Origin of the sequence: Micromonospora sp. NPDC049081, from assembly GCF_040648835.1 — a bacterium.
GTDB classification, from domain to species: domain Bacteria; phylum Actinomycetota; class Actinomycetes; order Mycobacteriales; family Micromonosporaceae; genus Micromonospora; species Micromonospora antibiotica.
The window spans coordinates 79,559-93,632 of record NZ_JBEZEK010000017.1 but is presented as its reverse complement, the minus strand read 5'-3'; the positions used below and the strand labels follow the sequence as shown (position 1 = coordinate 93,632).

Sequence of the window (14,074 nt, the reverse complement as noted above, 5' to 3'; positions counted from 1 at the left end):
CCGATGAGGATCGTCGGGCTCATGTCGGGCACCTCGTACGACGGGGTGGACGTGGTCGCCGCCGAGTTCACCGCCGTCGGGCAGACGCTGCGGATGCGGGCGTTGGGGCACCGGGAGCTGGGCTACGACGCGCAACTGCGGGAGCGGATCGGGGCGGTGCTGCCGCCGAACCCGACCACGGTCGAGGCGGTCTGCCGGCTCGACAACGCCCTCGGTGCGGTGTTCGCCGACGCCGCCGCACTCGGCGTCGCGCTGGCCGGCGGGCGGGCCGACGTCGTCGTCTCCCCCGGGCAGACGGTCTTCCACTGGGTCGACGGCGGCACCGTGCACGGCACCCTCCAGCTCGGTGCGCCGGCCCGGGTCGCCGCCCGGGTGGGCGTACCCGTGCTGTCGGACCTGCGGTCGGCGGACGTCGCCGCCGGTGGCCAGGGCGCCCCGCTGGTCCCCGCCTTCGACGCCCTGCTGCTCGCCCCCGACGACCCGGCCGGGGCGCGCGGTGACCTGGGCGGGCGACCCGGCGGCGGGGTGCGGGCGGCGCTCAACCTGGGCGGCATCGCCAACCTCACCGTGGTCGCCCCGGACGCACCCGTGCTCGGGTACGACGTGGGCCCGGCCAACGCCCTGCTCGACGCGGCGGCCCGCCGGTTCCTCGACCGGCCCTGCGACGTCGACGGGGTACGGGCGGCGGCCGGCCGGGTACACCCCGGGCTGCTGGCGCTGCTGCTCGCCGAGCCCTACTACGCGGCACCACCGCCCAAGTCCACCGGCAAGGAGCTGTTCCACCCCGGCTACCTCGACGAACGGCTGGCGGCGCTGGGGGAGCCGGTCGCCCCGGACGACGTGTTCGCCACGCTGACCGAGTTGACCGCCCGGACGGTGGCCGCCGCCTGCGCGCGGCACCGGGTGACCGAGGTGGTGGCGGCCGGTGGCGGGGTGCGCAATCCGACCCTGTGGGGTCGGCTGGCCGCCCTCGGTATCGGCCGCTGGACGCTGCGGACCACCGACGAGCTGGGGGTGCCCGCCCAGGCCCGGGAGGCGTACGCGTTCGCCCTGCTGGGCTGGCTGTCCTGGCACGGCCTGCCGGGGGCGCTGCCCTCGGTGACCGGGGCCCGCCGGGCGGCCGTGCTGGGGTCCTGGACCCCGTCCGGGCCGCCGGCCGGGGTGACCGGGACGCTCCCGCCGCGTCGACTGGTCGTGCTGCGCTGATCCTGGCCCCCACCAGCGATGATCCACGGCCGCACTGCGGAGTGTGCGGCGGCCGATAGACTCTCTCGTCATGAGTGTTGACGAGGACACGGCCCACCACGGCCGGCTGCTGGGCACCGTGCGTGGTCCGCAGGACGTGAAGCGGATGACCGGCGAACAGCTGGACATCCTCGCCGCCGAGATCCGTGACTTCCTGATCGCCAAGGTCTCCCGCACCGGTGGGCACGTCGGCCCCAACCTGGGGGTGGTGGAGCTGACCCTGGCCATGCACCGGGTCTTCGACTCCCCGCGCGACCGGCTCCTGTTCGACACCGGCCACCAGTCGTACGTGCACAAGATCCTCACCGGCCGGCAGGACGGCTTCGACAAGCTCCGCCAGCGCGGTGGCCTGTCCGGCTACCCCAGCCAGGCCGAGAGCGAGCACGACCTGATCGAGAACTCGCACGCCTCCACCGCCCTGTCCTACGCCGACGGGCTGGCCAAGGCGTACGCCCTGCGTGGCGAGCAGCGCAGCGTGGTCGCCGTGGTCGGCGACGGCGCGCTCACCGGCGGCATGTGCTGGGAGGCGCTGAACAACATCGCCACCGCCGGCAACCGGCTGGTCATCGTGGTCAACGACAACGGCCGCTCCTACTCGCCGACCATCGGCGGCCTGGCCGACCACCTGTCGTCGCTGCGGCTCAACCCCGGCTACGAGAAGGTCCTCGACACGGTCAAGGACGCACTCGGCAACACCCCGTTCGTCGGCAAGCCGATGTACGAGGTGCTGCACGCGGTCAAGAAGGGCATCAAGGACGCGGTCGCCCCGCAGGCGATGTTCGAGGACCTCGGCATCAAGTACGTCGGCCCGGTCGACGGGCACGACATCGCCGCCGTCGAGTCGGCGCTGCGCGCGGCCAAGAACTTCGGCGGCCCGGTGATCGTGCACGCGGTGACCCGCAAGGGCTACGGCTACCGCCCGGCCGAGGAGGACGAGGCGGACTGCCTGCACGGTCCGGGCGCGTTCGACGCCGAGACCGGCAAGCTGCTCGCCGCCCCGTCGGTGAAGTGGACCCAGGTCTTCGCCGACGAGCTGGTCGCCATCGCCGACGAACGGCCCGACGTGGTGGGCATCACCGCCGCGATGGCCGAGCCCACCGGCATCGCCACCCTGGCCCGCAAGCACCCCCACCGGGTGTACGACGTGGGCATCGCCGAGCAGCACGCGGCCACCTCCGCCGCCGGCCTGGCGATGGGCGGCCTGCACCCGGTGGTGGCGGTCTACGCGACCTTCCTCAACCGCGCCTTCGACCAGGTCCTGCTGGACGTGGCGATGCACAAGCTGCCGGTGACGTTCGTGCTGGACCGCGCCGGCATCACCGGGCCCGACGGACCGAGCCACTACGGCATCTGGGACATGTCGGTCTTCGGGGTGGTGCCGGGGCTGCGGATCGCCGCCCCCCGCGACTCCGCCAGCCTCCGCGAGGAGCTGCGCGAGGCGATCGCCGTCGACGACGGGCCCACCATCGTCCGGTTCCCCACCGGCACCGTCGCCGCCGACCTGCCGGCCGTCCGCCGGGTCGGCCCGGTCGACGTGCTGGCCGAGTCGGCCCGTACCGACGTGCTGCTGGTGGCGGTCGGCTCGTTCGGGCTGCTCGGGATGGAGGTGGCGTCCCGGCTGGCCGAGCAGGGCTACGGCGTCACCGTGGTCGACCCGCGCTGGGTGCGTCCGGTGCCGGCCGAGCTGGTCGAGCTGGCCGCCGGACACCGCCTCGTGGTCAGCGTCGAGGACGGCGTCCGCATCGGTGGTGTCGGTGACGCGCTGGGCCAGGCGCTGCGCGACGCCGACGTCCGGGTGCCGCTGCGCGACTTGGGCGTACCGGCCGACTGGCACCCGCACGGCACCCGGGCGCAGATCCTGGCCGACCTGCGGTTGACCGCGCAGGACGTGGCCCGCGACGTCACCGGCTGGATCTCCGGCCTGGACGGCGACGCCCCCACGGTGGAAACCGTCCGCCTCCCCGCCCGCGACACCACCCCCAACTAACCCACCCCGACCCCGCAGGGGCGGTCACGGCACCGCCGTGACCGCCCCTGCGTCGTCTCTCTCCCGCGCCCCGCCCCCGCCTGCCTGCCTGCCCGCCCGCTCGCCGCCGACCCCGGTGATCAAGAGGTTTGTGTCACCTGCGGCGGCCACCGTGACGCAAACCTCTTGATCTCCGGGGCGAGCGGGGGAGTCGGGGCGAGCGGGGGAGTCGGGGCGAGCGGGGGGAGGGGGAGGGCGGGCCGGGGTGGGGCGGGGTCAGCGGCCGCCGGCGGAGCGGTAGTAGGTTTTTTCGGCGGTGGCCAGGCTGAAGGTCTGGCGGGCGGCGGGCAGCGGGACGACCACCAGGCCGGGGCGGTCCACCAGGCGGGGGGTGCCGGGCGGCACCGACAGGGACGCGTCCCGGTTACCCCGCCAGGTCAGCACCACCAGCGGCTGCCCCGGCACCGGCAGGACGTACGTCTGGAGCGGGTTGGACCGGTCGGCGGGGGAGACCACCGGTGTGCCGTCGCCGGCCGGGCGGTAGACCACCGCGGTCATCGTCCCCGCGTCGGTCTCCCAGGTCAGCTGCTCCAGGTCACCGGGGTCGGCTCCGCCGCCCAGCATCATCTCGCCGATCGCCCGGACGGCCACCTTCTCCATCGGCCACGACTCGGGCACCGAGCGGGGGGCGTCCCGGTCGCCGATGCGGCGCGGGATGCTCCCGAACGGGCCCTGCTCGTCGGCGAGCATGCAGGTGTCCAACCCGTCGAGGGCCCGCCGGCCGGAGCCGGTGTCGTCGCGGACCAGGGGATACCTCGGGTCGGCGGTGGCGACGCCCAGGTCGAGCAGGCGGTCGGCGGCCCGCCCCCGGGGCAGCGACTCGGTGGCCCGCAGGGTGGCCGTCACCGGCACCGCCCGGCACTCGGGCACCTTGACCGCGCCGGTCAGCCCGTCGGTCAGCAGCAGCGCCCGACCGTCCGGGCCGAGCAGGCGTTCCACCCGGCCGGAGGTCAGGTAACGCCGGCCGTCGGGCAGGTGCAGCGGGAGCACGTCGGCGTAGACCAGGTAACCCGGGTCGGTGTACTCGCTGGCCCGGGTCACCTCGTACCGGCCGTCGCGACCGGTGAGCTGAAGCAGCCAGGAGGCGCTCTCCCCGGGCACGTCGGCCGCGACCAGGGCCAGCGGGACGCCGTCGACCGCACCCGACCACAGGATGCCCGACGACGGCAGGTGGGCGCGGTCGTCGATCGGGGAGCGCCAGGCACGGACCGCCTCGGTCACCGCCGACGTCGCCGTGGCGTCCCCGGCGAGCGACCCGCGGGGCGGCCACACCGCGCGGGTGCCGTCCAGGCTGTCGTAGCCGACCCGCAGCTCGCGGGCCTGACGCTCGGCGACCGGGCCGCACGCCGGGACGGCCAGCAGCAGGCCGAGCAGCACGGCGACAGTCGTGCCACGACGGCGAACCGAAGCCATCCCTACGCCCCCGATCGCGTCGCCGTCGTTGTCGGAAGCCCACATGGTACGCAACGCCCGGTGACGCCCCGCAGCCGTGTCCCCGATGACCACAAGGGACACCAGAGTGAATTTCGGGCTTTTTCCCGGCTCCGGTAGACTCCGCCGACTGTGACGTCTGCCGAGCCCCGTGGCGCCTCCGCACCGGCCCCCGACGACTCCGAGGGCCCTGCCCGCGGCACGACGGCCACCGCGACAGCGCCCCCACCCGTGACCCGTACCACCCCTGCCGACCTGCGTATCACCGGAGTGTCGGCACCCGTGGACCGGACCGTCGAGGCGACGCCGGTCGACGCGCCACCGGTGGAGGCCGCGCCCGTCGGGGCAGCCGACGGGTCGGAAGTCGACGGCGACGGCACGGCGACGGTGGGCGTACCGGAGCGGGGGGCGGCGGACACGGACGGTGACGGCGCGACGCCGGCCGCGTGGTGGCGGCGCTGGCGCTGGACCGCCCGCCGCAAGGACCTGGTGGTGTACGGCATCTTCCTGCTCGTCGCGCTCTGGGTGACCAGCCGGATCTGGGCCGACCCGGCCGGCCGGGTGGCCTCGCTCTACAGCAGCGACCCGGCGCAGGTGCAGTTCTTCCTGGCCCACTCGGTGCGGGTGGTGCTGCACGGGGAGTTCCCGTTCTACACCGACCAGTTCAACTTCCCCGACGGCGTCAACCTGATGGCCAACACGGCGGTGCTGGCGCTGGGCATCCCGATGGTGCCGGTCACCCTGCTGTTCGGGCCGGCGGTGTCCTTCGTGGTGCTGGTCACCCTCGGCCTCGCCGGCACCGCCGCCGCCTGGTACCACGTGCTGTCCCGGCACCTGGTGCGGCGGCGGCTCGCCGCGGCGGTCGGCGGCTGGTTCTGCGGGTTCTCCCCGGCGATGCTCTCGCACGCCAACTGGCACCCCAACATCATCAGCCAGTTCCTGCTGCCGTTCATCGTGTGGCGGGTGATGGTGCTGACCCGTTCCACCCGGCCGCTGCGCGACGGCCTGCTGCTCGCCGTGCTGGTCACCGGGCAGGCGTTCATCAACGAGGAGATCCTGCTCTTCACCGCCCTGGCCTGCGGCATCTTCCTGATCGCCATGGTGGCCCAACGCCCGGCGCTGTGGTCGGCGGCGTGGCGGCCCCTGGCCAAGGGGGTGGCCGCCTGCGCGGTGCTGGCCGGGGCGCTGCTGGCGTACCCGCTCTACATCCAGTTCGCCGGGCCGATGGCCTACCACGGGCTCAGCGACGCGGTGCAGGACTACGGCAACGACATCGCCGCATTCTTCGCCCCCGGCTCACCGACCTTCGGCGGCAACGAACGGGCCAACGTCAACCTGGCCCCGAACTACTCCGAGGAGAACGCCTTCTTCGGCTGGAGCCTGTCGCTGATCGCCGTCGGCATCGTGCTCTGGCTGCGCCGCGAACGCCTCGTCCGGGCGCTCGCCGTCACCGGCGCGTTCTTCGCGCTGCTCTCCCTCGGCGAGCGGATCTCCTGGTGGGGGCGGGACCTGGTCACCGGGCCGTGGGAGCTGCTGGTGCGGTTGCCGCTGCTGGACGCGGTGGTGCCCACCCGGTTCGCGCTGATCACCTCCGTGGTGATCGGCATGCTGCTGGCGCTGGCCGTGCAGCGGGCCTGGACGCTGCGCGGCGCACAGTGGCAGCACGCCAAGACCGTCACGGTGGCCGCCCTGGTGCTGGCGCTGCTGCCGATCGTGCCGATGCCGCTGAAGGTGACCTCCCGCCCGCCGGTGCCGGACTTCATCACCGCCGACCGCTGGCGGGAGTACGTCGGCCCCGGGCAGACCCTGGTGCCGGTGCCCGTGCCCAGCATGGGCAACACCCACGGGATGCGCTGGGCGGCGGCCACCAACCTGGACTTCAAGATCCCGGGGGGTTACTTCCTCGCCCCGCGTAACGGCAACACCGGCGACCCGGGGCGGTTCGGCGGGCGGCCCAGCGGCATCGGGCAGCTCCTCGACGAGGTCGCCACCACCGGGCGTACCACCAAACTGGACGACCGGCAGCGCCGGCGCAGCCTGGACGAGCTGCGGCACTGGAACGCCGCCGTGCTGGTGCTGCCGTTGCGCCAGCACAACGCGGAGCCGTTGCGCCGGACCGTCGAGCAGTTGGTCGGCCCCGCCCGCCGGGAACTCGACGTGTGGGTGTGGGACGTCCGGCCGCTGTCCGCCCGCACCGCCTGACCGTTCCGGTCCGGCCCGGCCGGACCACGGTCCGACCGGGCCGGGCTGCGCGACGGGCCGGGCGGGTCAGCCGACCAGCGGGCGGACGTCCCAGAGCCAGACGTCGTCGACCCGCTGCGCCGGGCCGAGCAGGCCGGTCATCAGGTCCCGCAGCACCGCCTCGCGCGGATGGGCGCCCAGCACCACCACCGAGGCCCGCCAGAACCGCAGGTCCGCCACCGCCTGCCGACGGTTCTCCTCGGTCAGGGCGGGCACCGTGCCGGCGTCCATGGTGGCGTAGACCAGGGTGCTGGTCGGCCGGTTCGGGGCACCGAAGACACCCTGACCCAGCTCGTTGGGGCCGATGAAGTAACCGCCGGGCACCGGGAACTCGTGCCCGGTCAGCGCGCTCCACCGCAGCGTGGGCAGGCCGTGCACGTTGCTCGGGATCGGCACCGGCACCAGGGTGCGCCCGTCCGGCACGTACGGCCGCCAGCCGCCCGCGGTGATGAAGTGCGGGGGCAGGTCGATGTGCTGCGCGGGCAGCGGACGGGGGAACAGCGGCAGCACCGCCAGCGCGATCGCCGCGTACCCGACCGGGCGGACCCAGCGGCGGCGGGCCGGCGGCCCCGACGGGTCGGGCACGGCGGTGGGGGTGGCGTCGTCGGCGGCGGCGCGGGGTGCGGGCACCCGGGGCCGGCGGTGGCCGCCCAGCGCGTCCCAGGCCAGCGCGAGCAGGACACCGACCGCACCGGTCACCACCAGGGTCAGCCGGGTCGGCATCATCATCTCGACCAACGGCAGATCGTCGGAGATGTACGCCCACGGGCCGTCGACGGTGGTCTCCACCCCGTTGAATCGGACCTTGGGGCCGATCGCCGCGACGGTGAAGACGACCACCAGCACCCCGGCGATCCGGGCGGCCAGCGACCGCCGCCAGAGCAGCACCAGGGCGGCCACCGCGACCAGCACCAGCGGCCAGCCGAACCAGGTGTTCTGCTCGGTCAGTCCGATGGTCTTCTCGACCGCCTCGTCCCCGGCCACCGTGTCCCGGGCGAAGGTGACGAAGGCCATCAGGTCCTCGCCCCAGTTGTGGAACACCCCGCCCTGCAACCCCCGGTAGGACTGCGGCCCGTTGAACTGGTACCAGATCGGGTACGCGGTGAGCAGCAGCGCCAGCCCGCCGCCGACCCCGAGCGCGGCCAGGAAGCCACCGGCCCGGGCGCGGGCCTCGCGGGGCCGCTGCACCACGTACGCCACCACCGCCACCAGGCAGGCCAGCGCGGTCAGCAGCAGCATCTCCTCGTTGATGAAGACCTGGTACGCCACCAGCAGCCCCAGCACCAGCCCGTCGCGGCGCCACCGGCCGGGCCGGCCCAGCAGCAGCACCCGGGTCACGATCACCGGCAGCAGGAAGTTGGAGACGAAGTTGGGCTGCCCGTTGGCGTGGTGCACGATGCCCGGGGCGAAACCGAGGAACGCGCCGCCGACGAACGCGCCGGCCCGCGAGCGCACCAGGTGCCGGGAGAGCATCCAGTACGAGGTGGCCGCCGTCGCGGCGAGCGCCCCGCCCAGATAGAGCGCGTACGTCACCTGTGGGCCGAACAGCAGCGTGACCGGGGCCAGCGGGATGGTCATCCCCAGCAGCGAGGTGTTCGCCATCATGTTCACCCCGTCCGGGGCGTTCTGCCGGGCGCTGAACAGCGGGTTCTCCAGGTGCCGCACCGAGTACGCGCCGTGGGTGAACAGCCACTCGAACCAGCTGTGGTCGGTCGGCAGGTGGGACGACACCCGGTGCTGCACGTCCACCCAGTAGTTCAGGCACACCAGAACGCCGATCAGCACATAGGCTCCGATGGCGAGCACGTCGACCCGGCCCGGCCGACGGCGGGGCCGCCGGTGCGGGTCTGTCGCGTCCGGCTCGACGGTGTCGGGCACGGACGTCGGGTTCAACGAGGGATCTACCACCGGCACGGCCACGACGGGCCATCGTACAGGCGACGGTCGGCCGGTCCGGTGACCCGGTGCACGGCGGTCCCCGTCCACCGGCGGGCGGTGCGGTCGACGGGGTGCGACTGTCGAAAGAGGGTGCGCGTGACGGTCATCGATCTGGGTGAACTCCGCGACGCCGGGTCACCGCCGCCCGGTCCCGTGCCCCGGCCCGTCGGCCGACCGCTGCGGCTGGCCGTGGTGCTGGTGTTCGCCCTGCTGGCGTTGGCCGCCGCCGCACCGGTGGCGAAGCGGGCGACGTTCGTGGTGCCCGCCCCGCTCGGCGCGGTGGCGCTGCTGCACGACGGGGAGGTCTTCCTCCTCGAACCGGGGGACGCCTCGACCGCTTCCGGCCGGTTGAGCGCGTGGCGCATCCCCGACTCCCCGAGGGCGCGGCCGGTGCGGCGCTGGCAGGTGCCGGTGTCGGTGGTCAGCGGTTCCGCCGAGCTGCGCTGGCACGCCGACCTGGTGCTGGTCACCGGCTCCTCCGGCCGACCGGACGGGGCGTACCGGACGTTCGCCCACGCGCGGGACACCGGTCGGGTGCGGTGGCAGCGGTCCGGGGAGGGCCTGGCCGCCGGCCCCGACCTGCTCTTCGAAGACGGTGGGGACGGCCCACCGACGGTTCACTCGGTCGACCCGGTGACGGGAAGGGACCGCTGGTCGGCGTCGATGCCGTCGGCGGTCACCCTGTACCGCAACCGGGCCGACGGCGTGGACCGGATCGTGACGGTACGCCCCGACGGCCCGGCCGAGGTCTGGGACGCCCGCCGTGGGGTACGCCTGCATACCGCACCGTTGGTGGCCTCGCCGTCGGGCACCTACGGGGTCGCCGGCGATCTGCTGCTCGCCGTCGAGCCGAACGCCGACCGGCTGACCGGGTACGACGTCGACGGGCTGACGCGCCGGTGGGACGTACCGTGGCGGGTCCCGTCGTTCTTCGTGCCGTGCGGGTCGTTGATTTGCGCGCAGGGTGAGGCCGGTGGGGTGCGGGCGTTGGATCCGGCGACCGGCCGGACGGTGTGGCGCGACAACCGGTGGGAGCTGGCCGGCGCCGAACGCGGCGGCCGGATGCTGGCGAGCAGCCTGGGGCGGGGCGTCTGGCACCCCCTGGTGGTGCTGGACGTCGCCTCCGGGCAGGTCGCCGCCGAGCTGGACGTCTGGAACCTCGCCCCTTCGGACACGCCGGACGGGCCGGTGTTCGGGGTGCGTCCGGCCGGCGGGGACCGGATGCTGGTCGCCGAGTTGGATGTCGCCGCCGCGCGGGTCCACGCGCGCGACGTGCTGCCCGCCGTGTCCGGTGACTGCCGGGCCGACGCGCAGCTCCTGCTGTGCCGCCTGATGGACGGCAGGTACGGGGTGTGGCGGGTGTCCCGGTGGCGGTGATCGATCTGGGTGAGGTGGGTCACCACGACGAGCCGACGCCGCCGCCGGCACGCCGGCCCCGGGCGCGACGGTCGGCCGGCCACCCTGCGTTCGTCGCCCTGACCGTCCTGCTCCTGCTGCTCACCATGGCCGGCGCGGATCCCGGGCCGCCCCGGTTGATCCCGGTGCCCCTGCCGGATATGCCGGAGCCCAGTCACCTGATCGTCGGGGACCTGCTGGTGCTCGCCTACCCGTCGGCGCTGTCACCGGCCGGCAGCCGGCAGCTCACCGCGATCGACCTGACCGACGGGCGGGTGCGCTGGGAGACGTCGCTGTCGCCCCGGCACCAGCTGGTGGTGCTGGAGGGGGTCGACGACGACGTGGTGGTCACCACCGATCCCGGCGGCGAACCCGTCTCCATGGTGCTCGACCACGTCGACGGGCGGACCCGGTGGCGGCGGCCCGGGACGGCGGTGGTGACCGGCGACGGCGGGTTGCTGCTGGAGGATCTCCACGTCGACCGGGTGGCGGTGCGCGGCGTCGACCCGGCGACCGGCGCGGTCCGCTGGACGGCCACGGCCGGACCGGCCACCGTCGGGTACCGGACGGCCCCCCGGGGCGTCGAGGACCTCGTCCTGGTCACCAGCGCCGGTCAGGCCGAGGTGTACGACGTCGCCACCGGCGCGCGTCGGTCCACCTTTCCGGTGCCGCCCGCCCGGGGCGACCACCACCACCTGGCCCAGCCGGTCGGTGGCCTGCTGCTGGTCAGCGAGGACCCGGGCCGGGTCGCCGCGTACGACCTGGGGTCCGGTCGGCGTCGCTGGGACACGACGGATCCGGTCCCCGGCGGCGGGAGCGCCTACGCCTGCGGCGATGCCGTCTGTCTCGGTGGCTCCTCCACCGCCCGGGTGCTCGATCCGGTGACCGGCCGGGAGCGCTGGTCCAGCGACCGGTGGGCCCCGGTCGAGGCGGTCGGCAACCGGATGCTCGGCGTCAGTTTCGGCGACGGGCCGCAGCGGCTGGCCCTGCTCGACTCGGCGACCGGCCGACTGGAGGCCGAGCTGGGCGAATGGAGGACGGTCTACCAGCGGCCGTTCACCGCGCCGATCCTCGCCTTCCGACCGGCGGCGGGCGGCCGGCAGTTGCTCGCCGAACTGGACCCCACCGACGGCACCGCCCGGGTACGCGACGTGCTGTCCGGGCGGTGGGACGTCTGCTGGCACAGTCAGGGTGTGTTGGTCTGCTGGCGGCAGAGCAACAGTCTCGGGGTGTGGCGGATGCCGGCTGACCGTGCCGGGTGACCTGCCTGCGGCCGGTCGTTTGGCCGGCGGCGCTAGGTTGTCGGACAGGTCGGCGAGGAGGTCGGGATGCGGGTGCTGGTGGTCGAGGACGAACGGAACCTCGCCGACGCGATCGTGCGTGGGCTACGCAAGCGGGGGATGGCGGTCGACGTGGCGTACGACGGGGACGCCGGCCACGAGGCCGCCTTCGTCACCCGGTACGACGTGGTGGTCCTCGACCGGGACCTGCCCGGCATGCACGGCGACCAGATCTGCGCCGAGCTGGCCGCCTCCGGCACCCTCACCCGGGTGCTGATGCTGACCGCCAGCGACAGCGTGGCCGACCGGGTGGCGGGGTTGGGCCTCGGCGCGGACGACTACCTGCCCAAGCCGTTCGCCTTCGACGAGTTGGTGGCCCGGGTGCAGGCGTTGGCCCGCCGGGCCACCCCGGCCGCCCCGCCGGTGCTCCAGGTGGGCGACGTGGTGCTCGACCCGGCCCGCCGGGTGGTGACCCGGGCGGGTGCCCCGGTCGACCTGACGAACAAGGAGTTCGGTGTGCTCAGCGAGCTGGTCAAGGCGCGCGGCGCGGTGGTCTCCAGCGAGGAGCTGCTGGAACGGGTCTGGGACGCGAACACCGACCCGTTCACCACCATCGTCCGGGTCACCGTGCGGACCCTGCGCAAGAAGCTCGGCGACCCCCCGTTGATCGAGACGGTGGTCGGCGCCGGCTACCGGACGGTCAGCCCGTGAGCGCGAGGAGTGGGTGGGTCGTGCGGGTCGGGGTGGGTTCGTGACCCGGCGGTTGCGGCCCACCCTGCGGCTGCGGCTGACACTGCTCAACGGGGTACTGCTGGTCGGGGCCGGGGCGATCCTGGTGACGCTGGCCTGGCTGCTGGTGCGCGACGCGCTGCGGCCCACCGACGAGCTGCGGCCGGACACCACCGTGCTGCTGGCCGACGGGCGGTCGCTGGACGCGGCGGTGTGGCAGCGGCAACTGGTCGACGCCGCCTCCGACGAGTTGCTGGTCAAGGGCCTGCTGGCGCTGCTGGCGATCAGCGTGGTCGGGGTGGCCGGGGCGTACTGGGTGGCGGGCCGGACACTGCGCCCGCTGCACCAGGTCACCGCGACCGCGCGTCGGCTCGGCGAGACCACGCTGGACCAGCGGATCGGCTGGTCGGGGCCGGACGACGAGGTGGCGGAGCTGGCCCGGACGTTCGACGCGATGCTGGACCGGATCACCGCCGCCTTCGAGGCGCAGAAACGGTTCGTCGCCAACGCCTCGCACGAGCTACGGACCCCGCTGGCGGTGATGCGTACCGAAATCGACGTGACCCTCAGCGACGACGAGGCGGACGCCGCCGAGTACCGCCGGATGGCCACCGTGGTCCGGGACGCCTCGGAACGCGCCAACGGTCTGGTGGACGCGTTGCTGGTGCTGGCCCGCAGCGAGGCTCAGACCGGCCGCCGGTTGGCCCGGCGGACGGAGTGTGACCTGGCGACGGGGACCGCCAACGCGTTGTCGGCGATGTCCCGGGAGGTGGAGCGGATCGGGCTGCGGGTGCAGTCCTCGCTGCGGCCGGCCCCGGTGACCGGCGACCCGGGCCTGCTGGACCGGCTGGCCGGGAACCTGATCGAGAACGCGGTGCGCTACAACCACCTGCACGGTCGGCTCTGGGTGCGTACCGGCACCGACGGGCGCTCCTCGTGGCTGGTGGTGCGCAACACCGGCTTCGAGGTGGACCAGGCCGACGTGCCGGGGCTGTTCGAACCCTTCCGCCGGGGTGGACGGGAACGGACCGGGGCCCGGGGGTCCGGGCTGGGCCTGTCCATCGTCCGGGCGGTCTGCGACGCCCACGGGGGGACCGTCCAGGTCACCGCGCAGAAGGGCGGCGGGCTGGAGGTGACCGTCACGTTGCCGTCGGTCGACCAGGTGCCGACCGGCTCCGGTCGGGTCGAGCCGCACCGGTAGCACCCGGTCCACCCGGGCGGATCAAACGGATTGCCGGCCGGCCGGGCCGCCTGCGAGGATCATGTGGTCGGCCCGAGCCGGAGAGAGGGGGTGCGGTTGATGTCCACCATGACCTGTCCCGCGCCCCACCCCGCCCACCGCTGACATCGCACGTCGCGGGGCGCGTACCACTGCTTCGGAGGCAGACCCGTGAGCGCACGAATCCACAACCTGAGCATCGACTGTCATGACACCTATGCCCTGTCCGGCTTCTGGGCGCAGGTCTTCGAGTGCCCCCGCCAGCCCGACGACCTCCCCGGCGACCCGGAGGCGATGCTCCTGCCCGAGGGTGGGCCGGAGGTGCTCTTCCTGGCCGTGCCGGAGGGCAAGTCGGTGAAGAACCGCCTGCACCTCGACCTGGAGCCGGTCGACCGGACCCGGGACGAGGAGGTCGAGCGGCTGCTGGCCGTCGGCGCCGTCCACGTCGACGACCAGCGTCGGCCGGACGGCACGGGCTGGGTGGTGCTGGCCGATCCGGAGGGCAACGAGTTCTGCGTCCTGCGCAGCGCCGCCGAGCGGGCCGCCACCGCCGGCTGACGTTCGCGTCCC

Annotated in this window: 10 protein-coding genes; 8 read left to right on the top strand and 2 right to left on the bottom strand. The window is 74.2% G+C overall.

Annotation, left to right across the window (positions count from 1 at the left end; translation table 11 throughout):
- Positions 1-3: 3 nt before the first annotated feature.
- Both AB0B63_RS22850 and dxs read left to right on the top strand, forming a co-directional pair.
- The gene (locus AB0B63_RS22850) at positions 4-1,206 is read left to right on the top strand and encodes an anhydro-N-acetylmuramic acid kinase (RefSeq protein ID WP_357021905.1); all 1,203 of its coding nucleotides are present in this window, start codon (positions 4-6) and stop codon (positions 1,204-1,206) included.
- 70 nt (positions 1,207-1,276) lie between these two features.
- Complete coding sequence (dxs, locus tag AB0B63_RS22845) at positions 1,277-3,232, top strand: 1-deoxy-D-xylulose-5-phosphate synthase (RefSeq protein ID WP_357021902.1); 1,956 nt, start codon at positions 1,277-1,279, stop codon at positions 3,230-3,232.
- A 255-nt stretch (positions 3,233-3,487) separates the two neighbouring features.
- Here dxs and AB0B63_RS22840 read toward each other — a convergent pair whose 3' ends face one another.
- On the bottom strand, positions 3,488-4,684 hold the full coding sequence (locus AB0B63_RS22840) for a hypothetical protein (RefSeq protein WP_208569528.1): 1,197 nt from the start codon (positions 4,682-4,684) through the stop codon (positions 3,488-3,490).
- Between the two features lie 249 nt (positions 4,685-4,933).
- Here AB0B63_RS22840 and AB0B63_RS22835 point away from each other — a divergent pair, with 249 nt between their 5' ends.
- Complete coding sequence (locus tag AB0B63_RS22835) at positions 4,934-6,904, top strand: hypothetical protein (protein WP_357021899.1); 1,971 nt, start codon at positions 4,934-4,936, stop codon at positions 6,902-6,904.
- A 66-nt stretch (positions 6,905-6,970) separates the two neighbouring features.
- Here AB0B63_RS22835 and AB0B63_RS22830 read toward each other — a convergent pair whose 3' ends face one another.
- Positions 6,971-8,821, bottom strand: a complete 1,851-nt coding sequence (locus AB0B63_RS22830; protein WP_357021963.1) for a hypothetical protein — start codon at positions 8,819-8,821, stop codon at positions 6,971-6,973.
- Positions 8,822-8,977: 156 nt separating this feature from the next.
- Between AB0B63_RS22830 and AB0B63_RS22825 the strand changes: the two genes are divergently transcribed.
- The 5 genes from AB0B63_RS22825 (at position 8,978) to AB0B63_RS22805 (ending at position 14,062) form a co-directional block, all read left to right on the top strand.
- Positions 8,978-10,258 carry a hypothetical protein gene (locus AB0B63_RS22825; protein WP_357021896.1) on the top strand — a complete coding sequence of 427 codons (1,281 nt, stop codon included), beginning with the start codon at positions 8,978-8,980 and terminating at the stop codon, positions 10,256-10,258.
- Positions 10,249-11,538 (top strand): PQQ-binding-like beta-propeller repeat protein, encoded by a 1,290-nt coding sequence (locus AB0B63_RS22820; RefSeq protein WP_357021893.1) that lies wholly within the window; start codon positions 10,249-10,251, stop codon positions 11,536-11,538. The genes AB0B63_RS22825 and AB0B63_RS22820 overlap by 10 nt, the downstream gene beginning before the upstream one ends.
- Before the next feature lie 66 nt (positions 11,539-11,604).
- The gene (locus tag AB0B63_RS22815) at positions 11,605-12,267 is read left to right on the top strand and encodes a response regulator transcription factor (protein ID WP_208569525.1); all 663 of its coding nucleotides are present in this window, start codon (positions 11,605-11,607) and stop codon (positions 12,265-12,267) included.
- A 40-nt stretch (positions 12,268-12,307) separates the two neighbouring features.
- Positions 12,308-13,486 carry a HAMP domain-containing sensor histidine kinase gene (locus AB0B63_RS22810; protein ID WP_357021889.1) on the top strand — a complete coding sequence of 393 codons (1,179 nt, stop codon included), beginning with the start codon at positions 12,308-12,310 and terminating at the stop codon, positions 13,484-13,486.
- Between the two features lie 189 nt (positions 13,487-13,675).
- The gene (locus AB0B63_RS22805) at positions 13,676-14,062 is read left to right on the top strand and encodes a VOC family protein (RefSeq protein ID WP_208569523.1); all 387 of its coding nucleotides are present in this window, start codon (positions 13,676-13,678) and stop codon (positions 14,060-14,062) included.
- Positions 14,063-14,074: the final 12 nt, after the last annotated feature.